The 22467-nt window shown below is 72.3% G+C and carries 19 protein-coding genes; 14 read left to right on the top strand and 5 right to left on the bottom strand.

Going from position 1 to position 22467, the window contains the following annotated elements:
* The first annotated feature begins 5 nt into the window (after positions 1–5).
* The 4 genes from H537_RS46775 to H537_RS0132340 all read left to right on the top strand — a co-directional run bounded on the left by H537_RS46775 (position 6) and on the right by H537_RS0132340 (position 4792).
* Positions 6–953 (top strand): helix-turn-helix transcriptional regulator, encoded by a 948-nt coding sequence (locus tag H537_RS46775; RefSeq protein ID WP_051243935.1) that lies wholly within the window; start codon positions 6–8, stop codon positions 951–953.
* A gap of 37 nt (positions 954–990) precedes the next feature.
* The gene (locus H537_RS0132350) at positions 991–2793 is read left to right on the top strand and encodes a CHASE domain-containing protein (protein ID WP_156902074.1); all 1803 of its coding nucleotides are present in this window, start codon (positions 991–993) and stop codon (positions 2791–2793) included.
* A 43-nt stretch (positions 2794–2836) separates the two neighbouring features.
* On the top strand, positions 2837–3514 hold the full coding sequence (locus H537_RS55175; protein WP_064736084.1) for a hypothetical protein: 678 nt from the start codon (positions 2837–2839) through the stop codon (positions 3512–3514).
* A gap of 168 nt (positions 3515–3682) precedes the next feature.
* Positions 3683–4792: a hypothetical protein gene (locus H537_RS0132340; RefSeq protein ID WP_084151110.1), complete on the top strand. Its 1110-nt coding sequence runs from the start codon at positions 3683–3685 to the stop codon at positions 4790–4792.
* 1 nt (position 4793) lies between these two features.
* Here H537_RS0132340 and H537_RS0132335 read toward each other — a convergent pair whose 3' ends face one another.
* A complete protein-coding gene (locus H537_RS0132335; protein ID WP_029001194.1) occupies positions 4794–5708 on the bottom strand; it encodes a LysR family transcriptional regulator in 915 nt (304 codons plus the stop codon).
* A gap of 104 nt (positions 5709–5812) precedes the next feature.
* On the opposite strand from H537_RS0132335, the gene H537_RS0132330 reads away from it, so the two are divergent.
* The 10 genes from H537_RS0132330 (at position 5813) to H537_RS0132285 (ending at position 15360) form a co-directional block, all read left to right on the top strand.
* On the top strand, positions 5813–7159 hold the full coding sequence (locus H537_RS0132330; protein ID WP_029001193.1) for an acyclic terpene utilization AtuA family protein: 1347 nt from the start codon (positions 5813–5815) through the stop codon (positions 7157–7159).
* Positions 7156–7527: an AtuA-related protein gene (locus H537_RS0132325; RefSeq protein WP_029001192.1), complete on the top strand. Its 372-nt coding sequence runs from the start codon at positions 7156–7158 to the stop codon at positions 7525–7527. Before H537_RS0132330 ends, H537_RS0132325 begins: the two co-directional genes overlap by 4 nt.
* A gap of 26 nt (positions 7528–7553) precedes the next feature.
* Entirely contained in the window at positions 7554–8537 is a 984-nt protein-coding gene (locus H537_RS0132320; RefSeq protein WP_029001191.1) for a Bug family tripartite tricarboxylate transporter substrate binding protein, read from the top strand.
* Positions 8538–8683: 146 nt separating this feature from the next.
* A complete protein-coding gene (locus H537_RS0132315; protein ID WP_029001190.1) occupies positions 8684–10816 on the top strand; it encodes an alpha/beta hydrolase domain-containing protein in 2133 nt (710 codons plus the stop codon).
* A 178-nt stretch (positions 10817–10994) separates the two neighbouring features.
* Positions 10995–11417, top strand: coding sequence for a ribbon-helix-helix domain-containing protein (locus tag H537_RS0132310; RefSeq protein WP_029001189.1), 423 nt, complete (start codon positions 10995–10997; stop codon positions 11415–11417).
* Positions 11418–11447: 30 nt separating this feature from the next.
* Positions 11448–12980 (top strand): extracellular catalytic domain type 1 short-chain-length polyhydroxyalkanoate depolymerase, encoded by a 1533-nt coding sequence (locus H537_RS51730; protein WP_029001188.1) that lies wholly within the window; start codon positions 11448–11450, stop codon positions 12978–12980.
* Positions 12872–13345, top strand: a complete 474-nt coding sequence (gene frp, locus H537_RS56365) for a fluorescence recovery protein (RefSeq protein WP_169517135.1) — start codon at positions 12872–12874, stop codon at positions 13343–13345. The genes H537_RS51730 and frp overlap by 109 nt, the downstream gene beginning before the upstream one ends.
* The gene (locus H537_RS0132295; protein WP_310733038.1) at positions 13338–14042 is read left to right on the top strand and encodes an aspartate/glutamate racemase family protein; all 705 of its coding nucleotides are present in this window, start codon (positions 13338–13340) and stop codon (positions 14040–14042) included. Before frp ends, H537_RS0132295 begins: the two co-directional genes overlap by 8 nt.
* A 59-nt stretch (positions 14043–14101) precedes the next feature.
* Positions 14102–14779: a GNAT family N-acetyltransferase gene (locus H537_RS0132290; RefSeq protein ID WP_029001185.1), complete on the top strand. Its 678-nt coding sequence runs from the start codon at positions 14102–14104 to the stop codon at positions 14777–14779.
* A 170-nt stretch (positions 14780–14949) separates the two neighbouring features.
* Positions 14950–15360 carry a cupin domain-containing protein gene (locus tag H537_RS0132285; protein WP_051243929.1) on the top strand — a complete coding sequence of 137 codons (411 nt, stop codon included), beginning with the start codon at positions 14950–14952 and terminating at the stop codon, positions 15358–15360.
* A gap of 52 nt (positions 15361–15412) precedes the next feature.
* On the opposite strand, the gene vapC is transcribed toward H537_RS0132285, so the two are convergent.
* From vapC to H537_RS0132265, 4 genes are all read right to left on the bottom strand, one after another.
* Positions 15413–15814 carry a type II toxin-antitoxin system VapC family toxin gene (vapC, locus tag H537_RS0132280; protein WP_029001183.1) on the bottom strand — a complete coding sequence of 134 codons (402 nt, stop codon included), beginning with the start codon at positions 15812–15814 and terminating at the stop codon, positions 15413–15415.
* A complete protein-coding gene (locus H537_RS0132275; protein ID WP_029001182.1) occupies positions 15811–16005 on the bottom strand; it encodes a type II toxin-antitoxin system VapB family antitoxin in 195 nt (64 codons plus the stop codon). Before H537_RS0132275 ends, vapC begins: the two co-directional genes overlap by 4 nt.
* A gap of 48 nt (positions 16006–16053) precedes the next feature.
* Positions 16054–17145, bottom strand: coding sequence for a hypothetical protein (locus H537_RS0132270; RefSeq protein WP_029001181.1), 1092 nt, complete (start codon positions 17143–17145; stop codon positions 16054–16056).
* Between the two features lie 249 nt (positions 17146–17394).
* Positions 17395–22044 (bottom strand): PDDEXK-like endonuclease domain-containing protein, encoded by a 4650-nt coding sequence (locus H537_RS0132265; protein WP_029001180.1) that lies wholly within the window; start codon positions 22042–22044, stop codon positions 17395–17397.
* Positions 22045–22467: the final 423 nt, after the last annotated feature.

Below are 22467 nucleotides of genomic sequence, written 5' to 3'. Positions count from 1 at the left end.
ACTCCATGTCCGACCACGACGCCCTCGCCCGCCGCCTGGCGCTGCTGCTCATGAAACTCAACCACGGCGAGCGCGTGGGGCCCTCGGCGCTGGCGGCCGAGCTGGGCGTGAGCGCGGCCACCCTGCGGCGCGACCTGGCACGGCGCCTGGCGTTCCTGCCGCTGGAGCGCGAGCGCGGCGGCTGGCGGCTGGACGCGGCCTTCGCCGGGCGCCTGGGCACGCGCGACATCGAGCAGCTCGCCGCGCTGGCGGCGGTGCGCGGCGCGCTGCCCGGCGACGAGCTGGCGCGCGAGCTGTTCGAGGCGCGCGTGCAGCGCGCCATCCTCGCCGGCGCCGCGCCGCAGGAGCGGCACGCGCTGGCACGGCCGCTGGAGGACGCGATCGTCGCCCATCGGCGCATCGGCTTCGAGCTGCTCAAGGACGAAGGCCTGGTGCAGGCCTACGCCGGCATCGAGCCCTACCGGCTGCTGCGCCACAAGGGCGCGTGGTACCTCGCGGCGCGCGACCGCGGGCAGTTCAAGACCTTCTCGCTGGCGCGCATGCGGGCGCTGCGGGTGTCGCGCGAGAGCTTCAGCCCCGACCCCGGCACCGAGCGACAGCTCGCCGACGAGGACACGCTGTGGCAGGCGCGCCAGCGCGTGCTGCTGCGCATCGACGCGCAGGCGGCGCCGCACTTCCGGCGGCGCAAGCTCATCGCCAGCCAGAAGATCGAGCAGGCGCTGGAGGACGGCAGCCTGGTCGTCTCGCTGCAGGCCGCGCATGCCGGCCAGGTGCTGCCCATCGTGCGCTACTGGATGCCGCACCTGCGCATCCTCAGCCCCGAGGCTTGGCAGGCAGAGCTGGAACAGGGCCTGGCGCAGTACCTGGGCCTCGCGGACGCCACGGACGCGGAACACCACGGCGGCCAGGCCGTCCCCGGCAGCCAACAGGGCGGCGGAGAGCGCAGCGAATAGACGCCGAAGTGCCCGCCCCCCTTGTTCTAATGGGGGCATGCAGTCTCGCAGCGCACCGCCCGCAGAGCCGCTTCCCCTGGAGCCGCGGCGCTGGAGCCTGGCCGTGCTGCTCGTCGGGCTGGTGGCCGGCGTGGCCGTGGGCTGGCTGCAGTGGCGCGGCAACGAGGCCCGCGTCCAGGCCCAGCTGCAGGCCGCCACGGCGCAGGTGAGCGGCCGGCTGCGCGAGCGCATGCAGTCCTACGAGTACGCCCTCTACGCCACCCGCGGCGCCGTGCGCGTGGCCGGCACCTCGGCCGAGGCGCTCACGCGCGACGCCTTCCGCCGCTTCGCCGGCTCGTTCGACCTGCGCGAGCGCTTCCCCGGCGCCAGCGGCGTGGGCTTCGTGCGCCGCACGCTGCGCGAGCAGGACGACGCCTTCATGGCCGAGATGCGCCACAAGGGCGAGCCGGGCTTCCGCATCCGCGAACTCAAGCCCGACGGGCTGGACGCGCCCGAGCGCTTCCTGCTGATGTTCATGGAGCCCCCCTCGACGGACTGGCGGGACGTCGAAGGGCTGGACCTGGCCACCGAGATCCGGCGCCGCGTGTGCCTGCGCGCCTCCATGCTCAGCGGCGAGCCGCGCCTGTCGGCGCCGCTGTCGCTGCTGCTGCCCGGCACGCCCGCAGGCCACGGCTTCGTGCTGTCGCTGCCCATCTACACCCACGGCGGCCCCCTCACGCGCGCGCAGCGCGAGGAAGCGACCTACGGCTGGGCCGTGATGCTGCTGGTGGCCAACGACGTGCTGGCCGACTTCGAGGCGCAGTTCGGCACGCTGGCACTGGCGCTGAGCGACCTGCAGCCCTGGAACGCGCCCGACCGCTTCTACACCTCGAACAGCTGGCAGCCGCGCGGACACGTCCCGACCCAGCAGGTGCAGCTGCCGGTGTTCGGGCGCGAGTGGCTGCTGGAGGTGCAGGCGCGGCCGGCCTTCCTGCGGCAGCTGCAGCTGCTGTCGCCGGCGGTGGCCGGGCTGGGCGTGGCGATGGCGTTTTTCGTGCTCGCGCTGCTGCTGCACGGCATGCTGCGCGCGGCCGAGCGCCAGCGCCAGGAGGAGGCACTGCGCCTCCGCACCGAGCAGGCCGAAGCGGCCAACCGGGCCAAGAGCGCCTTCCTGGCGCACATGAGCCACGAGATCCGCACCCCGCTCAACGCCGTCATCGGCCTGAGCCAGCTGCTGCAGCGCATGCCGCTGGAGGAGAAGCAGGGCCTGTACGTGCAGCACATCGCCAACGCCGGCACGCACCTGCTGGCGCTGGTCAACGACGTGCTGGACCTCAGCAAGATCGAGGCGGGCGAGATGCGGCTGGAGGAGCAGCCCTTCGAGCCGTGGCCGCTGCTGCAGGTGCTGCACGCCCAGGCCGAGGCGCAGGCCGCGGGCAAGCCGCTGCGCGTGCAGCTGGAGATCGATCCCGAGCTGCCAGCGTGGCTGCGCGGCGACGCGCTGCGGCTGCGGCAGGTGCTCTCGAACCTGCTGGGCAACGCCGTGAAGTTCACCGCCGAGGGCCAGGTGACGTTGCGCGCGCGGCTGCTGGAGCGCCAGGGGCCGCGGGCGCGGCTGTGCCTGGAAGTCAGCGACACCGGCATCGGCATCTCGCCTGAGCAGCAGCAGGCCGTGTTCGAGCCCTTCACGCAGGCCGACGCCTCCACCACGCGGCGCTTCGGCGGCACCGGATTGGGCTTGTCCATCGTCACCCGCCTGGTGGCCATGATGGGCGGCCAGGTGGCCCTGCAAAGCGCGCCGGGCCAGGGCAGCACCTTCAGCGTCACCCTGGCACTGGAGGTGGCGGAGCCGGCCGCGTGAGGCGGCGCCATTCAGGAAAGAAGCGAAACGAGGGGGGAGATCGATGAAGCAAGTCTGGGTTCTGCTGGGCGCGGTGGCGCTGGCGGGCTGTGCGGCTTCGGGCAAGGCGCCGCCGTCCGGGGAGTCGAAGGCGACGGCCGCGGCGGAGGCACCGCCGCCGTCGTTGCCGGCGCCCGATCCGGCCGGTGCGCCCGCACCGGCCACGCCGAAGGTGGCCAAGGGCGTGGGCTCGGCGGTGGTCTCGCCCCTGGGCGACTTCAACCTCCTGCGCGACGACATCCCGCCGGTGCTGCAGGCGGCGCGCGCCGGCCCCTACCAGCTGCCCGCCGCGCACGACTGCGCCGCGCTGGCGGTGGAGATCGCCACCCTGGACGCGGCACTCGGCCCGGACCTGGACGCCCCCGCCTCGCCGGACCGTCCCTCGGTGCTGGAGCGCGGCGTGGACGAGGTGGGCAACGCCGCGGTGAACGCGGTGCAGGGGGCGGTGTCGGGCGCCATCCCCTTCCGCGGCTGGATCCGCAAGCTCACCGGCGCCGAGCGCCACGCGAAGAACGTCGCCGCCGCCATCACCGCGGGCAGCGTGCGGCGCGCCTTCCTCAAGGGCGTGGCCCTGGCGCAGGCCTGCCCGCCACCGCTGCCGGCCAACGGCGTCAAGCGCCTGCTGCCGGATGCCGCCTCGCTCCAACCCACGGCCAACGCGCTGGCGCCCCATCCGCGCTGATCTCCTGCGCGGGGTATTGAAGCCCGGGAATATCCCGGGCTGGATATTCAAATAATTCCAATCCTGTAAAACAACACATGGCCCGCCTCGGGGGTGGGAAAAACAAGGCACACCGCTAGCCTGATTCAGGCACGAGCGGAGCGTGCGGCATTTTTCCCGGAGGGTTTCATGAAGCGGCTTTTCTGTTTGATTCCCCTGTTCACCGCCGGCCTGATGCAGGCGGCGCAAGCGGTTGAAATCGATGACGAGGTTCCTGAATCCGCGGCGCTGGCCACCGGCACCAACGGCTATCGTGTGCTGAGGCTGGGCACGGTGCAAGGCGGCAGCAGTTTCGGACTGGCCCTGAGCCGCAACGGCAAGGCGGCGGCGGGCAACGTCTGGTTCAGCATCGAAGGCAATATGCGCCCGGCCTATTTCGTGCCGGGCCAGGCGCCCAAGGTCATCTACACCGATGGCCCCGGCGAGGCGCGGGGCGTCAACAACCTGGGCGAAGCCGTCGGCTGGTTCACGCAAGGCGCGCAGACCCAGGCCTTCCGCTGGAGGCTGGACACCGGCGCCATCACCACGCTGCCCTCGCTGGGCGGGGGCAGCTCCTACGCGGCGGCGATCAACAACCAATCCGAGATCGTGGGCTGGTCCGAGTCCGCGCCCGGCGTGCGCCACGCCATGCTCTGGAAAGGCACGGCCAGCACGGACCTGGGCACCTGGGGCGGCCTGTCGGCCCAGGCCACCGCAATAAACCGTTACGGTGACATTGTCGGCTACCGGGAAGTCGAGACGAACGGCATTCGGTATAAGCAGGGTGTCCGGAAATTGAAAGGGCGCACACCCCAAATCCTGAGAATACCCACGGGTTCCGACAACCTGGTGCCGACCGGGATCAACGACAACGGCGACATCACCGGGTATATGTACGCCGGTGCCACGGGCGAGCTTTTCAGCGCGATGGCATTTTTGCGTCTGGGCGACACTTACAAGCGCCTGCGCGCGGAACCGGGCTTTCCGACCTTTGCGCGGGGATTGAACAATTTCCGCGAGGTCGCCGGCTACAAATTCGAGGGCACGGCCGATCCGCGCGGGCGCGGCCGGGTCTGGCGCGACAACGGCACGACCTCGGTGTCGCTGGCCGAATTGCCCGAGGCACTGAGCCGGGGCTGGTACGCGCTGGGCGACGCCAATGCCATCAGCGACACCGGCGTGATCGTCGGCACCGGCCAGACCGTCTCGTCGTCCGGCTCGCGGCGCATCGAGGGCTACATGCTGGTGCCCAAGCCCTGACTCACGCCGCCTCCAGCGCCGGGCGCTGCGCCATGAGCTCGTCGAACAGCGCCTGCGCCGCGATCGAGAGGCTGCGGTCGCGGCGGCGGATGCTGTAGATCTGCCGCCGCAGCCCCGGGGCGTCCACCACGGGGCGCGTGACCAGCTCCGGGTGCTCGAAGTGGAAGAGCGTGAGCGCCGGCACCACCGTGATGCCCAGCCCGGCGCGCACCATGCCGGCCACGGTGCTGAGCTGCTCCAGCTCCATCACCGGCTTGAGCGCCAGCGCCCCCGGCCACAGCGCCGACTCGATGTGCTGCCGCACGCTGCTGTTGCGCGCCAGGTGGATGAAGGGCTCGCCCGCCAGGTCGCGCAGCCGCACGCTCTGGCGCCGGGCCAGCGCATGCGTGCGCGGGCACACGAGGTGGAAACCGTCAGCGCAGAAGGGCTCCACCAGCAGCTCCGGCGCGACGGCCCGCACCGCCGCCAGTGCGAAGTCGGCATGGCCGGCGCGCACGCGCTCCACGCAGCCTTCGGACAGCGCGTCGGCCACGTCCAGCTCGATGTCCGGGTAGCGCCGGCGGAACGCCGCCAGCAGTGGCGGCAGCCAGCCCGCGGCCAGCGCCGGCAGCGCAGCCAGGGCCACGCGCCCGCGCCGGCGCGCCACGTGCTCGCCCAGGTCGGCCACGCTCAGCGAGAGGTCGCGCAGCAGCCGTTGCGCGCTTTCCAGGAACAGCGCGCCCTCCACCGTGGGCTCCACGTGGCGCGTGCTGCGGTCGAACAGCCGCGCGCCCACGGCCTCCTCCAGCGCCCGGATCAGCGCACTGAAGGCCGGCTGCGACAGGTGCAGCCGCGCCGCGGCGCGGGTGAAGTTGCGCGTCTCGGCCAGCGCCACGAAGGCGCGCAGCTGGCGCGTGGAGACATCGGTGTCGCTCATCTGAAAAACGGATGAATTGATCCAAACAAACGAATTCTCCAATTGAATCGCGCTGCCTACAGTGGCTGCATCGGCCTTGAACAGGCCACCCAGCCCCAGGAGCCATGACCGACACCCTGCTCATCGGCTGCGCCGCCGGCTTTTCCGGCGACCGCACCGACGCCGCCCGACCGGTGGTGGACACACTCATCCGGCGCGGATTGCCCGCCGTGCTGATCTTCGAAACCCTGGCCGAGCGAACGCTGGCGCTGGCGCAGCTCGCGCGCCGCAGCGACCCGGAAGCCGGCTACGAGCCGCTGCTGGCCGAGATGCTGGCGCCCGTGCTGGCCGACTGCCTGGCGCACGGCATCCGCATCGTGGGCAACTTCGGCGCGGCGAACCCGCAGGCCGCCGCGCGCCGCGTGCTGGCGCTGGCGCGCGAACTCGGCACCCGCGCGCCGCGCGTGGCGGTGGTCAGCGGCGACGACCTCTCGGACGAGGCGCACCGCGGCCTGCTGCACGAGGCCCTGGGCGTGGCGGCGCAGGGGCTGAACATCGCCAGCGCCAACGTCTACCTGGGCGCGGAGGCGATCGCCGAGGCGCTGCGCGCGGGCGCGGACGTGGTGATCACGGGCCGCGTCGCCGACCCCTCGCTGACCGTGGGCCCGGCGCTGGCGCACTTCGGCTGGGCCGGGGACGACTGGGACCGCCTGGCGCGCGCCACCATGGCCGGGCACCTGCTGGAGTGCGGCGCGCAGGTCTGCGGCGGCTACTTCGCCGACCCGGGCTTCAAGGACGTGCCGGACCTGGCCACTGTCGGCTACCCCATCGCGGAGCTGGACGCCGACGGCGGCTGCGTCATCGGCAAGGCCGAGGGCACCGGCGGCTGCGTGGACGAGCACACCGTCAAGGAACAGCTGCTGTACGAGCTGCACGACCCGGCCGCCTACCTGACGCCGGACGTGGTGGCCGACATCACCGAGGCCTGGGTCGAGACCGTGGGCCCCGACCGCGTGCGGCTGCACGGCGTGCGCGGCCACGCGCGGCCCACGCACCTCAAGGCCAACGTGTTCCACGCCCAGGGCTGGCTGGCCGAGGGCGAGATTTCCTACGCCGGGCGCGGCGCCGAGGCGCGCGCGCGGCTGGCGGGCGACGTGCTGCGCCGGCGCCTGGCCGAGTGCGGGCCGCTGCGGGTGGACCTGATCGGCGTGGCCAGCGTGTTCGGCGACGACGCCGGGCAGTGGCTGTCGAGCCAGCCGGTGGGCGACGCGCGCGACGTGCGGCTGCGCGTGGCGCTCAACCACACCGAGAAGCAGCAGGCCGAGCGGCTGGCGCGCGAGGTGACCGCGCTCTACACCTGCGGCCCCGCCGGCGGCGGCGGCGTGCGCACGGGGCTGCGCCAGCGGCTGGGCACCGTGTCCTGCCTGGTGCCGCGCGAGCGCGTGAGCGCGCAACTGGAGTTCTTCGAATGAGCGCAAGCACCGACCGCGCCCTGCGCGTGCCCCTGCAGCAGCTGGCCCACGGCCGCACCGGCGACAAGGGAAACATTTCCAACATCAGCGTCATCGCCTGGCACCCGGCGCTGTACCCGCTGCTGGAAGCACAAGTGACGGAAGAGGCCGTGGCGCGCCAGTTCGCGCACCGCCGGCCGCGCCGCGTCACGCGCCACCTGCTGCCCAAGCTGCAGGCCATGAACTTCGTGCTGGAGGGCGTGCTCGACGGCGGCGTCAACGACGCGCTGAACCTGGACAGCCACGGCAAGGCGCTGGCCTTCCTGCTGCTGGAGATCGAGATCGACGTTCCCGCCGAGCTGGCGCCGTTGCTGCGGCAACCGGCCTGACACACCAAGACCCCAGGAGACAAGCCATGACCCATTTCCCCCGCCGCCAGGCCCTCGCGGCCATCGCCGCCGCCACCCTCGCCGCACTGGGCGCGCCCGCCGCGCAGGCGCAGGCGAAATACCCGGAGAAGCCGGTCACCTTCGTGGTGCCCTTCGCCGCCGGCAGCGCCACCGACCAGCTCGCGCGCGCGCTGGGCCAGTCCATCACCGAGCAGACCAAGCAGCCCGTGGTGGTGGACAACAAGGCCGGCGCCAGCGGGATGATGGCCGCGCAGGCCGCCGCGCGCGCCCCGGCCGACGGCTACACCGTGCTGATCACCACCAACACCACGCACGCGGCCAACGAGCACCTGTACAAGAAGCTGCCCTACGACCCGGTGAAGGACTTCGCGCCCGTCGCCGGCCTGGGCAAGGGCGGGCAGGTGCTGGTGGTGCGGGCGGACGCGCCCTACAAGACGGTCGCCGACCTGCTGGCGCAGGCGCGCAAGACACCCGGCAAGCTCAGCTTCGGCAGTGGCAGCTCGTCCAGCCGCGTGGCCGGCGAGATGTTCAAGCAGCTCAGCGGCACCGACATCCTGCACGTGCCCTACAAGAGCAACCCGCAGGCGGTGACGGACCTGCTGGGCGGGCAGATCGACCTGATGATCACCGACACCGCCACCGGCGTGCCGCAGGTCAAGGCCGGCAAGCTGCGCGCGCTGGGCTACTCCACCACCAAGCGCAGCCCGATGCTGCCCGACGTGCCCACCATCGCCGAAGCTGGCGTCAAGGGCTACGACATGGGCTACTGGTTCGCCGCCTACGTGCCCGCCGCCACGCCGCAGCCGGTGGTGGCGCGACTCAACGAGTTGCTGGGCGTGGCCGTGAAGAGCGCCGCCGCCAAGACCTTCTTCGAGAGCAGCGGCGCCGAACCCTGGACCGCCTCGCCGCAGGAGCTGGCGAAGTTCCAGGCCGAGGAAACCCAGAAGTGGGGCCGCGTGATCAAGGCCGCCGGCATCGAGGCCGAGTGATGCCGCGCGCCTGACGGCCCGGCGCCCGCGGCGGCCCTTGGCGCCGCGAGCGCACCGCTTTCATCCCCAAGGCCTTCCACAGAAGAAGGCCCCTTCCAGCCACCGCCGGCACGGCGGTGTGGCTGCGCTCATCCCAAGGAGACTCCATGCGATTCCAGAAAAGCCTGCTGGCTCTGTGCGCCAGCGCCGCGCTGCTGTCCGCCTGCGGCGGCAGCGACGACCCGCCGGTTGCGCCGGCACCCGCCGCGCCCGCGGCCAAGCCCGAGCTGCGCCTGTCCGTCACCGCCACCGAGGACTTCCCGGGCAGCTACGGCAGCGTGGGCGCGTACGAGAAGGTCAGCGGCGTCATCAGCGGCGAGGTCGATCCCAAGGACCCGAAGAACGCCGTGATCCAGGATCTGGCGCTGGCGCCGGTGAACGCGCGCGGCATGGTCGAGTACAAGACCGAGTTCGTGATGCTCAAGCCCAAGGACATGGGCAAGGCCAGCGGCGTGCTGCGCTACGACGCGCCCAACCGCGGCAACATCCTCACGATGCTCAACCCGGCGGCCACGCCCAGCGACGCCGTGTACCTGGAGCGCGGCTACGTGATGCTCTACGCCGCGTGGCAGGGCGACGTGCCCAAGAGCAGCCCCGCGCGGCTCACCGCCACCGTGCCGGTGGCGAAGAACCCGGACGGCAGCAGCATCACCGGCCCCTACCGCGCCGAGCTGGTGCCCAGCGCCGCCACGCCCGCGATGACGCTGCCCGGCGGCGTGTTCAACGGCAGCATGATTCCCTACGAGCCCGCCACGCTGGACAACACGCAGCCCGGCTTCTCGCTCACGCGCCGCGCCAACGAAACCGACCCGCGCGTGCTGATCCCGGCCAGCGACTGGAAGTTCGCCGCCTGCGACGCGGCCACGCCCTTCCCCGGCACGCCGAACCCGGCCAGCGTCTGCCTCAAGGGCGGCTTCGACCCGAAGTACCTGTACGAGCTGGTCTACGTCGCCAAGGACCCGAAGGTGATGGGCGTGGGCCTGGCGGCGCTGCGCGACACGGTGAGCTTCTTCCGCGGCGCGGTGGCCGATGCCGCCGGCACCGCCAACCCGCTGGCGGGCAAGATCACCAGCACCATCGGCCAGGGCACCTCGCAGTCGGGCAACGCGATGAAGACCTTCCTGCACCTGGGCTTCAACCAGGCGCTGGACGGCTCCAAGGTGTTCGACGGCCTGTACGCGCACGTGGCGGCGCGGCAGACCCACATCAACACGCGCTTCGCGGTGCCGGGCGGCGGCGGCGGGCTGCGCACCGACCACACCGCCTTCGGCCAGACCGCGCCGCGCGGGCTGGACAAGGACTACGTGGACGACGTCAGCGGCCGCAAGGGCGGCGTGATGGCGCGCTGCGAAGCCACCGCCACCTGCCCCAAGTTCTTCCTGGGCCTCTCGGGCACCGAGTTCTGGCAGCTGCAGGGCTCGCCGGTGCTCACCGACGCCAACGGGCTGCGCGACCTGGCGCAGCCGGGCAACGCGCGCATCTACTACTACAGCAGCACGCAGCACGGCGGCGCGGGCGGGGTGGGCAGCATCAGCTACGCGCCCACGCGCAACGTGTACCCGGCCGGCACGGTGGTGCACTTCAACGACACCTTCCGCGCCCTCTTCCTGGCGCTGGAGGACTGGGTGGTGCGCGGCACCGAGCCGCCGGCGAGCCAGGTGCCGAAGATCGCCGACGGCACGCTCGTGCGGCCCGACGCGGTGGCCTTCCCCGCGATGAAGGGCCTCACCTGGCCCGTCAGCGGCACGCCGACGCCGATCCCGGACTTCACGTACCTGGCGCGCTACAACGGCTTCCCGCTGCTGGACTTCGGCCCGCAGTACCGGCCGCAGGACGAGTCCGGCATCGCCACGCTGCTGCCGCCGGCCTACCTGAACAAGGACTACGCGATCCTGGTGCCGCAGGTGGACGCGGCCACGGGGCTGACGCGGGCGGGCATCCGCAGCGTGGAGGCGCGCGCGCCGCTGGGCACGAGCATCGAGTTCAACTACGTGGCCACGCCGGGCATCGTGGACCTGTCCAACCTCACCGGCAGCTTCATCCCGTTCCACAAGACCATGGCGGCGCGCCTGGCGGCCGGCGACGCGCGGCCCTCGCTGGAAGAGCTGTACGGCACCCAGGCGGGCTACGAGGCGGCGGTGAAGGCCGCCGCAGCCGAGCTGGTGTCGCAGCGGCTGCTGCTGCAGCGCGACGCGGACCTGATCGTGCAGCGGGCGGCGGCAGCGCCGGTGTTGCCTTGAGCGCCTGACCCGCCCCGGTGGCCGGCACCCGACCGTGCCGGCCGCAAGCTTTCCGTTTCCTGCTCTTCAGGCCGCCTTGGGCGGCCTTTTTCTTTGGGTCGCGGCACAACCGGAATACCCATTGCACCATGATTACCATCTACTTGGATGGTTCATGGATGCCTGTAGGATGGCCGACATGCCACCCCGCAGCGCCACTACCGCCCCCGCCGCCCGCTCCACCGACGAGAAGATCACCATCAACCTCGGCGTCGTGGACCTGGGCCAGATCGACCTGCTGGTGCAGGAAGGCTTCTATGCCAACCGCACCGATCTCATCCGCACGGCCATCCGCAACCAGCTCGCGTCGCATGCCGACGCGGTGAAGCAGGCGGTGACGCGGCGGACGCTGGTGCTGGGCATCCAGCACTTCAGTGCCGAGGACCTGCGCGCCGTGCAGGCCGCCGGCCAGCGGCTTCAGATCCGGGTGCTGGGGCTGGCCAGCATCGGCACCGATGTCACCCCGGAGCTCGCGCTCGACACCATCGAATCCATCGTGGTGCTGGGCGTGCTGCAAGCCAGCGCAGCCGTCAAGGCGGCACTGGCCTCCCGGATGCGCTGAGGCGCTTCCCTCACCTTGTCAGGAACATTCATGAACCCCGCTTTCCAGCAAGCCATGGCCGAAGCCACGCGCCTCACGCGCGCCGGCGACCTCCAGGCCGCCGCCGCACTGATCCAGGCCGCGCTGGCTGGGCAGGTGCCGCCGCCGGCCCCTCACGCCTCACCGACCGGCGGGCGCTGGGACGTCATCGACATCCAGGCGCGCGTGCTCGACGACCACCCGCCCGGCGCACTGCCGGGCAGCGCCTTCGAAGCCGCGCCGCGCGCGGCCGAGGCCAGCCCCCCGGCTGCGGCGACGCCGGTGCCACCCGACGCGCCCCCGCGCGATACGGCTGGCGCTCCCCGTCCGGCCGCGGACCCCGCCAGGGCCAAAGCCGGGGCGTTCCTGCGCCGGTCGCTCTCCGCCCTTGCCAAGCAGCTCACGGACCGGCCCGATGGCGGCTTCCCACGCCCGGTCACCGAGCCGGAGCCGGCAGGGGCGCCGGCCGAGGCACCGTGCCGCCCGGGCGGCGACAGCTTTCTCGACGGCCACCACACCGAGGCCGGCCTCTCGCGCGACTACAAGCTCTACGTGCCCCCGGAACGCCACGGCAAGGGCCTGCCGCTGGTGGTGATGCTGCACGGCTGCACCCAGCACCCGGACGACTTCGCCGTCGGCACCGGCATGAACGCCGCGGCGCGCGAACAGGGCTTCTACGTGCTCTACCCGGCGCAGGCGCAGAAGGCCAACCCGCAGCGCTGCTGGAACTGGTTCAAGCACAACCACCAGGGGCGCGGCCGGGGCGAGCCCGCGCTGCTGGCGGGCATGACGCGCGCCGTGGTCGAGCGCCATGGCATCGACCCGCAGCGCGTGTACGTGGCGGGCCTGTCGGCCGGGGGCGCGATGGCAGCCATCCTGGGCGCCGCCTATCCCGACCTGTTCGCCGCCGTGGGCGTGCACTCCGGGCTGCCCGCCGGCGCGGCGCGCGACCTGCCCTCCGCGCTGGCGGCAATGCAGGGTGCGCCGGCCGGCGCTGGCGGCATGGCGGGTGGCACGGGCTTGGCCGACCTGCCCGAGCTGAAACGCCTGATGGAGCTGAAAGGCCTGCCGGGCCTGAAGGACCTGAAGCAGCTCAAGGACCTGCCGGGCATGCCCGACCTGGGTGAGCTGCCCGGCATGGCCGGGCTCCCCGGCTGGGACGGCCTGGAGGACGGCGAGGCCGAAGCTCACGCCAACGAGAAGCCGGCCGCCCAAGGCCCGGTGCCGCCCACCATCGTCTTCCACGGCGACCGGGACGGCACCGTGCACCCGTCCAACGGCGAGCGGGCCCTGGCCGCCTGTACCGAGGCCGCGGCGGCCAGCCACACCGAGCGCGGAAGCAGCCCGGGCGGACGCTCCTACACGCGCCGCGTCTGGCACGACGCCACCGGACGGCTGCGCGCCGAGCACTGGGCCGTGCACGGGGCGGGCCATGCGTGGTCCGGCGGCCGTCCCGGCGGCTCCTACACCGATGCCAGCGGCCCGGACGCCACCGCGGCCATGCTGCAGTTCTTCGAGGCGCAGCGGCTGCGCCGCCCGGACTGAATCGCTACCGCCTGGAAGCCGCCACGTACCACGACCTCGATGGGTCCAAGCCTGAAAAGAAGCTAGCGCAACAAGTTTTAGCCGCCGCCGTGGAAGCGGATCTGGCGGAAATCGTGGCGGACTTCAAAACTCGCGCCGCCGCGACATCCGGCATCGACGGCGTGTGGGCGATCCAGGAGTATCTTGAAAGCAGGCGGCGCGAGCTCGACCGGAAATACGACGATCGCTATTCCCAGCGGCCCCTCGTCTTCGTACGCCTGCTGCGCGAGGGCAAGATCCGCATGGAGCATGCTTGGCAGGCTCTCGGGAAAAGCGGGAACTCATCCAACGCATCGCGTCGCTGTGACCCCAAGGAGGATGCTTGATTTGAAGACCATCGGCCTCATCGGCGGCATGAGCTGGGAATCCACCGTGCCCTACTACCGGATCATCAACGAGACCGTGAAGGCCCGCCTGGGCGGGTTGCACTCGGCCCGGGTGATTCTCTACAGCGTCGACTTCCACGAGATCGAGCAGCTGCAGCGCGAGGGCAACTGGACCTCGGCCGGGCTGATCCTGGCCGGCGCGGCGAGATCGCTGCAGGCTGCGGGCGCGGACTTCCTGGTGCTGTGCACGAACACCATGCACAAGGTGGCGCAGGAGCTGGAGGCGGCGGTGCGCATCCCGCTGTTCCACATCGCCGACCCGGCGGGCGAGGAGATCCGCCAGGCGGGCCTGAGCACGGTGGGCCTGCTGGGCACGCGCTTCACCATGGAGCAGGACTTCTACAAGGAGCGGCTGCGCCAGCGCCACGGCTTGCAGGTGCGCGTGCCCGACCAAGCGGACCGCGACATCGTGCACCGCGTGATCTACGAGGAGCTGTGCCTGGGACAGGTGCTGCCGGAGTCGCGGCGCGAGTTCCGCCGCATCATGGCCCGGCTGGTGGACAGCGGAGTGCAGGCCATCATCCTGGGCTGCACCGAAATCTCGATGCTCGTGAAACCGCACGACGCCGCCGTGCCGCTGCTGGACACCACCACGCTGCACGCGGTGAAGGCCGCGGAGCTGGCGCTGGCTTCGTAACGAGGGCTGCGCCGCGCGGGTGCATCATCGCGGCCCCTGGGACCTGCACGCAGGACGCCATGCCGCATCTCCTCGACAACATCGTCTGGCACGCCCTGTCCGGGGCGCAGCGGCGCTTTTCGGACGGCACCGACACGGCGCGCCGCTACGCCGCGGGCTTCTCGCCCATCGTGGGCTTCGATGACCAGGCGCGGCCCGATTTCAAGGCGCTGCGGCCCTTTTGCGAGGCCGGCGAGCATTTCTATTGCGACGGCTGGTCGGGCCAGGCGCCGCCGGGCTGGCGCATCGAGGCCGAGACGACCATGTTCAAGATGGTCTGGGACGGCGAGCTGCCGCCGGCCGACGAGGCGCCCGAGGCCGTGCCGCTGGGCGCGGCGCATGCCGCGCAGGCGCTGGAGCTGGCCACGCTCACGCGGCCCGGGCCCTTCGGGCCGCGCACCATCGAGCTGGGCGAGTACTTCGGCATCTTCGAGGGCGGACGGCTGGTCGCCATGGCCGGCGAGCGCATGGCCGCAGGGCCGCTGCGCGAGATCAGTGGCGTGTGCACCCACCCGGACTGCCAGGGCCGCGGCTGGGCGCGGCGGTTGATGCTGAAACTGCTACGTCGCCAGATGCGCCGCGGCGAGACGCCCTTCCTGCACGTCATGAGCGACAACCACGCCGCGCACGGCCTCTACCAGCGCCTGGGCTTCAAGGACTGGAAGGAAAGCGTGGTGCGGGTGGTGGCGCCGGCGTGAACCCGTTCAAGCCCGGCTGGACCGGTTGCCGGGCGTCAAGGCGGTTGCGCCGGGGCGCTGCCATCCTGGCCGCTGCGGCGCACGGCCCAGGCCGTACCGCAGCGGACCGGCGCGCCGCGCTGCAGCGCCGCCGGACCCGTTCCCTGATTCAAGAAGAAGGCCAATACAACATGAAGCACAAGTTCAGCGTGAAGAAACTCGTCGTGGCCGCTGCCGCGCTGGTGGCCGTGGGCGCCGTGGTGGCGCAGGCCTCCGGCATCACGCGCACGCTCGTTGCGCGCAACGACGTTTCCTTCGCGCCCAACCGCGAGGCCGTGGTGGTGCGCGCGGACGTGGCGGCCAACGCCGCTGCCGGGCGCCACACGCACCCGGGCGACGAGGTCGGCTACGTGATGGAAGGGCAGCTGCAGCTGACGGTGGAAGGCCAGGCGCCGCGCCTGGTCAAGGCCGGCGAGTCCTTCACCGTGCCGGCCGGCGTGCCGCACGACGCCCACAACGACGGCACCGGCACGGCCAAGCTGCTGGGCGTGTACCTGGTCGAGAAAGGCAAGCCGCTGGTGATCCCGGCGCCGGCGAACTGAAAACTGGCAGACCAGCGCCGCACGGCCCGTATGCGGTGCCGTGTGGCAGCGGTCAAGTTGCGGGCAAGGCCGAAACCAGGCCCAAATGGCGCACGAAGGGATCGAAATCCCTGTCGGAAAACAGCAGGGCGTGACCGCGCTCGATGCAGGAAGTAGCGATCAAGGTGTCCACGGTCTTGCGCACGGTGACGCCCAGTGCGCGAAGCGTGCGGAAATTTCTTGCCGCCTGGATTGCCAGGTCGGCACCCACCATGTCCACGACTTCCAGCGAAGTCAGCAGCTTCTTCGCCTGATTGAAATCACGTTCGCTGGCAAACCCCTGCAGAACCTCGGCCAGTATCAGGTCCCCCGTGGCCAGGACTTGATGGCCCAGCAACCGGTCCAGTTCATCCGCCTGCGGCGTTGGCGTGCCCCTGAAGTAATCGATCCAGACGCTGGAGTCGACAAGGATCACCGGTCGGTCCTCATCGCATCCAGGTCGCCTTGCCAGTCAAGCTTTCCCCGCAACTTGCGCAGTTCCTCCTGCTGACGCAGTCGGACCAGGGTGCGGAGTCCCAGCTCCACGGCTTCGCGCTTGGTCTTGGCGCCGGACAGCCGGATGGCGTCGCTGAGCAGCTTGTCGTCGATGTCGATGTTGGTGCGCATGATGTGTATCCGGGCGGGCTTTCATACACATCATAGGCGCTGCACAAACTACATCCCCAGCCGCGGCTGCAGCCCCCGCCCGCGCAGCAGCCACTCGGCGTCGAAGCGCTCCAGTTCCTCGCGCGCCGCGTCCAGCAGCGCGTCGGGCTCCAGGGCCGGCACTTTCAGCTTCCGCACGGCCGAGGGCACGGCCGTGACCAGCACCTCGTCCAGCAGCGCCACGCGGATGCCGCGGCGGGCGTAGATCTCTATCAACTCTTCCCAGCACGCGCCGTCGGCCTCGAACTGGCCGATGAGCAGCACGTTGCAGCGCTTGGCGCGCATGGTGCGCAGCACCGAGGGGTAGTCGTCGCCCAGATAGGCGCGCAGCTCGATGCGCAGCTCGTCCTCGAAGCCGAAGTCCACCAGCGCGCCCTCGGTGGGCGCCTCGCCGTCCACGCGCACGCGGCACTGCGCGCGCGCGGTGAACTGCACGTGCGCGCCGTCCATCTCGAACAGCGCGGGGTCGAGCTGCAGCACCGGCTCCCACCAGCGCTGCACCGGCTCGCCCTCGGGCGCGACGGCCGGCACGGCGTCCAGCGGCGTGCCGGGGCACTCCACCACCAGGCGCGGCAGCTCACGCTCCAGCGCCTGCAGCACGCGCGACTTGTGGCGCAGGTGCGCCTCGGGAATGGGGTCGCCCTCCTCCAGCGGCTCGTGCAGGCCGTAGTCCTGGTAGCGCAGCGCGATGCGCGCGGGCAGCCGCGCCTGCCAGCCGCGCACGATGGCTTCGGGCGACACGGCCGCGGCCAGCTGCGCGGGCAGCTCGGGGTTCACGCGCAGCAGCAGCTTCAGGCAGAAGTCGGGCTGCAGGAAGCGGTTCTGCAGCCGGTTCTGCTCCGGCGTGGTGGCCGGCGGGCCGAAGTGCTTATGGAGCCACTGCAGCAGCTGCGGATGGTGGCGGCGCAGATGCGAGTGCCGCGCACCCATGAGCCACAGCGAATACTCGGCGTGCATCAGCAGCACGCCCAGGGGCTGGTCCTTGTACTTGCCGTAGGGGACGAGTTCGAGCGCGGGCGCCGGCGCCTTGCGCCGCGACGGGCCCGGCGTTTCCTTGCCGGACGGCGGCGTCTCCGCGTCGAAAAGTCCTCCTTGCCGCATCGATCAAAACTCCCTGGATCCCACTGGCGCGCTCTTGCAAGGGCGGGATTGTCCCTGATGCGGGGCGGCGGCCCGGGTGCGGGTCGTGGAGCGGCCGTGAAGGGCGACTGGTTTGCGGCGCAAGCACACCACTGTCCCGGGAAAGTGATCGAACGCTGGCAGGCCGCTGGACGGGAGTGCCGGATCAGGAAGCGAACCGGCTCGGCTTGCGTGATGCCATGGGCCGCACAGCGCCTCGCCGTTGCAGCATCAACCCTCCGCCGCCGCCTCCACCCCCACCTCCTGCATCACCTCCCGCGCCTCAGCCGACACCCCCGCCCGCCGCCAGGCCCGCCGCTCCACCAGCGAAGCTGGCGGCTCTCCCTCGCGGCCAACCGGCTCGATCCCCAGCTCCGCCAGCCGCGCCAGCAGCTCCGCCAGCATCGCCTCGCGCTGCAGCGTCCAGGTGGACGCGAAGCAGCGCCAGAACACCCAGCCCGCGCGCTCCAGCACGCGCTGGCGCTGCACGTCCTGCTGCCAGCGCTCCGGGCCGTGGAAGGCGTCGCCGTCGCACTCGACGGCCAGCCGGGCGTCGTGCGCGCCCTCCACCACCAGGTCGATGCGGTACGCGCCCGCGCGCACCTGCGGCAGCACGCGGTAGCCGCGCTGCACCAGCGCGTCGAACACCTCGCGCTCGAAGCCCGATTCGCACAGCGCGCGCAGCGGCTTGTCCTCGCGCGCCTCGGCGCCCGGCAGCGGGTTCTCGAAATGCGCCAGCAGCGAGCGCCGCAGGTCCTTCTCCGACAGCTCCTCCAGCCGCACCGAGCGCACCAGCACCATGCGGTCGCGCGCGCGGCTGGCGGCCACGTTGAAGCGCTGCTCCGCGCCGTTGCCCGACAGCGCCTTGCACTGCCGCGCGTCCACCACCAGCGACAGGAACATGATGTCCCGCTCGCTGCCCTGGAAGGTGCGCGCGTCGCCGCAGGTGAAATGCCGGCGCAGCAACTCCGCCGCGTCGAAGCGCACCCGCACCACCGCGTCGATGTGCCGTGCCTGCTCCAGCCCCAGCAGCGACACCACGCCCAGCGTGCGCCCCGCCAGCGCATCGTCCGCCAGGATGGCGCCGATCTCGTCGGCGATCGCCTGCGCCTCCGCGTCGTTGCGGTCGCGCCCGTCGCGCACGCCGTCCTCCACGAACAGGTCCACCAGCGGCGGCTCGATGCGCTCGCCCGCGCGCGGCACGCGCAGCGGCAGCACCGCGTGCTCATAAAAATTGCGATTGGCGTACTCGATGATCGGCGCCACGCACCGGAAATGCTCCCGCAGCATCACCTGCTGCCCGGCGAAGACCTGCGCCGCGAGGTCGTAGAGGGATTTTTCCGGCGTCATCGCCGCGGCGAAGGGCTGGTCGGCCAGGAAGCGCCGGCGCAAGTCGTCGATACGCGTGCTGGCGATGAAGCCCCCTTCGGGCGAGACCTGCTTGTGGTCGCCCACCACCAGCACCTTCTTGCCGCGCGCGATCACCGGCAGCGCCCATAGGTCCGACTGGCTGGCCTCGTCCACGATCACGAGGTCGAAGGCGCCGATGTCCGCCGGCATCGATTCCGACACCCGCGCGTGGCTCATGATCCAGCACGGCACCGCCGGCGCCGCGTCCAGCATCGCGGCCTGCGCGTCGCGCCGGTAGCGCGCCGCGTTCGGGCCCGTGCCGTGGCCGATGCGGTGGATGGCGTTGGCATAGCCCGCCAGCGCCGACAGCACCTTCGGCGAGGCGTTGAGCCGCGTGGACAGCCACGCCGCCTGCGCCGTCGCATCCTCGTACAGCTTGCGCAGGCCCTGCTCCAACTCGGCGCGGCGCATCCACAGCCGCCGCAGCTCCTCGCGCGCCTCGATCGCCGCCAGCTGGGCCCGGGCGCGGGCCCAGGTCCAGGCTTGGCGCCAGTCGGCGGGCAGCGCCGGGTCGCCCTCCGGCGCTGCGGGCACCGTGCGCAGCCGCTGCGCCAGCCGCGGCGCGCCGGCGGCCTCGATGCGTTGCGCACCCGCCCGCACGCGCTCCAGCGCCGGCGCCAGGGCCGACACGCGCTGCACCTCGGCGCGCAGCATCGCGTCGCGATGCGCCACCGCATGCGCGTCCAGCGCCTCGTGTCCCAGCTCGCGCAGCACGAAGGCGCGCCAGCGCGCACCCACCGGCCCGCCGCCGGTGAGCCCGCGCAGCAGGGCCTGCTGCCGCTGCGGGGCCGTCTCCAGGGCCTCCAGCGCCAGGTGGCGCTGCAGCTGCTGGCGCAGCCGCTGCAGCGCGTCCACCGTCACCACGCCCGCATCGCCCAGCGCGGACAGCGGTTGGTGCGCCAGCAGCAGCTGTGCGCGCTCCGGCAGCACGGCGTCCACCTCCAACGCCAGCCGCAGCGCCAGGCCGGCCAGCAGCGCCAGGCGCTCCAGCTGCCGCAGCGCGGCGGGATCGTCCGGCACCCGCGGCAGATCCAGCTCGTCCGCCAGGCGCTGCCAGCGCAGCCGCATGCCCTGCAGCTCGGCCTGCACGGCCAGGAAGCGCTGCACGTGCGCCCAGTCCTGCGCGCCGGCGGGCGCCTGGCCCGCGACGCGGATGGCGGCCACGCGCTGCCGCGCCTCGCTCTCGCCGAAGCTCAGCCATCCGAAAGGCTTGCCATGGCTCACGGCGCGGGCGACGGCCTCGCGGGTGCGGGCGCAACCCAGCGTCTCCAAGGGCACGTCCACCGGCCGCTGCAGGAACTCGCCCCGCGCCTGCGCCAGCCGCGGCAGCTCCGCCAGCAGCGACCGCAGCGCCTGCGCCTCCACCTCCAGCCCGGGCTCGCCCAGGCGCCGGCGCAGCGTGCGCGCCCACTCCTGCCCTGCCTTCTCGAAGGCCTGCGCCAGCTCCAGCGCCGCCTCCACCTGCGCCAGCAGCGTGCGCACCTCGTCGAGGCTGCCCTGCAAGGCCGGCAGCGCGCCGCAGGCCAGCTCGCTCTGCACGCGCCGCAGCCGCTGCAGCGCCTTGTGCAGCGCCAGCAGCGTGTCGGCGTCCGGCAGCGCCGACGCCGGCGGCGGCGGCTCCTGCAGGTAGGCCAGCTCGGCGCCCAGCGCGCGGCGCGCCTCGGCCAGCTGCCGGCCCTCCTCCTCGTCCAGCGGCGGCGCTGCGGACGCCTCGCCGGACAACTCGTCGTCGAACCAACCGAAGCGCTCCTGGCCCTCGTGCACCAGCTCCGCGAGCTGCTGCGGGCGCAGCGCGCGGCCGTCGAGGTCCACGGTGCAGAGCTGCGCCTGCGCGATGGCGTCCACACGGCGGTCGATGCGGCCCAGCTCCGCGTGCGCCAGCTCGATGGCCTCGTGCGTGGCGGCGATGCGCTGGCGCGCGGCTTCGGGCTCCAGCTGCGAGACGCGGTGCTGGATCGCCTCGATGGCGCCCTGGAACTGGCGCAGGCCCTCGCGGTCGCTGGACAGCAGCGCCACGCTCAGCGCGCGCACCCCGGCCGGGATCTTGTCCTGCAGCACCTGCAGCGCCGTCTCGCCGCGCGAGGTCACCAGCACACGCCGGCCCGTGGCCAGGTAGTGGCAGACGATGTTGGCGATGGTGTGCGTCTTGCCCGTGCCCGGCGGCCCCTGCACCGTCACGCCGTCGCTGTGCTCCAGCCGCTCGACGATGGTCACCTGCTCCTGGTTGTAGGGCAGCGGAAAGTACAGCTCCCGCACCGCGCCGCCGGCCCCGTCCTCCGCGCGGCTGGACAGCCCCCGGAAGCGCGGCGGCGCCAGCGCCGCGGCCGCGTCGCCGGGCGGCGTCACCAGCGCCGCCGGACCGCCGGGCAGCTCGTCCAGGTCCGCCAGCTGCGCGCGCAGCCGCTGCAGATCGTCGATCAGGAAGTTGTGCGACTGCGGCCGCGCGAACAGCACCCAGGCGTCGCTGACCACCAGCTGCGCGCCCGGCGCGGGCACCGCCTCGCCCCGGGCCAGCACGTCGGCGTAGCGCCCCTGCGGATCCAGCGTGCCGGCGATGCGGCGCAGCAGCGGCTCGATCGCGGCCGGCTGGAAGGGCGACGGCGGCGCCGCCAGCTGCGACAGCCACTCGCGCCCGGCCTGCTCCATCTCGGCCGCGCCGGGGACGCGGCAAGCGATGAGCGGGTCCAGTTCCAGCCGCGGCGCCGTGGTGCGCGGGCGCAGCTCCAGCGCGAGGGTGCGGCTGTCCAGCGCGATCTGCACCGCCTGCGTCAGCAGCGGGTAGCAGTAGCCGAAGGGCTGGCCTTCGCAGTGCAGGCGCCAGCTCGCCACGCCCAGGCCCCAGACCAGCTCCACCGGCTTGCCGGTCTGCTGCGCTTCGAGCTGGTGCGTGAGCGCGAAAAGGGCGCCGTAGATCTCGATGCTTCGCCGCCGGGGTGCCTCGGCCGCGGCCCAGGCCTGCCAGCGGGCGGTGGCGTCCTCCAGCGCCTCCTGCACCGCGGCGCGAAAGCGCGCCTGCGCCTGCCCGATGCGCTGGCCCAGTGCGTCGCCACCGGGCGGCGCGGCCTCAGCCAGCGCCAACGCGCGGCTGTCGGACGCCGCCGGCTCCTCGGCGGTGGCCGCCGGCGCCAGGCGCCGCGCGAAGCGGGCGATGTCCTCCAGCCCGCGGGCGAGGTTGCCCTCGTCGATGGACGGCGGTGGCCCGGCCGGATCGTCTCCCACGACAACCAGGCGTTTGAAGCGCTCGGCCACGGCCGGCGGTGGCATGGGCTCCAGCCGCGGCACCCGCAGCCACAGCGGCTCGCCTTCGGACAGCAGGTCGAATTCCAGGCCCGGCAGGGACAAGAGCTCGCCGGGCTCGCGCTTGAAGAGGCTGGCGTGCCTGGAGAGCTGAAAGCTGCGCGGATCGACGTCCCGCGCCTGTTCAGCGATGTACTCGAACAACCGGCCGAGGAGCTCCCGGGGTGTCGGCATGCGTGCGTGCTCCAAAAGGGTCAACGGCGGTCCAGGGCCAGGGCTGCCGGCACATCGATGCGGCCGGGGCTGGAGCAAGCCCGGCACGCCCCGCCGGCGCCGCCGTGAACCACCGCCCGGCAACCGGCTGACGGGCGAAACACGGACGGTAACAGAGGTGGTGGCTCATGGGATGAGCCAGTGGGGACACGTTCGAAGCGAGGCAGCAGCGCCAAAGCGAAACGGGCCCGGACATGAAGCCCGGGCCCGTGAAAGGCCACTGTCCGCGCCCGCCGAGCCCTGAGGGCTGCGTGGGCCGTTTGAGCCTCAGGCTGCCACGCGCTGCAGCCGCGGTTTAACAGACGGCGCGGGGCCGAGAGACGGCTGCCGCGCAGTGCCGCGCTGCGGCGCGGACGCGATGCTGGGCGTGCCGTTGCCCACGCC

Origin of the sequence: Azohydromonas australica DSM 1124, assembly GCF_000430725.1 — a bacterium.
Lineage (GTDB): Bacteria > Pseudomonadota > Gammaproteobacteria > Burkholderiales > Burkholderiaceae_C > Azohydromonas > Azohydromonas australica.
Note: the sequence above shows the minus strand (reverse complement) of the source record. Positions and strands in the feature narration are given on the sequence as shown.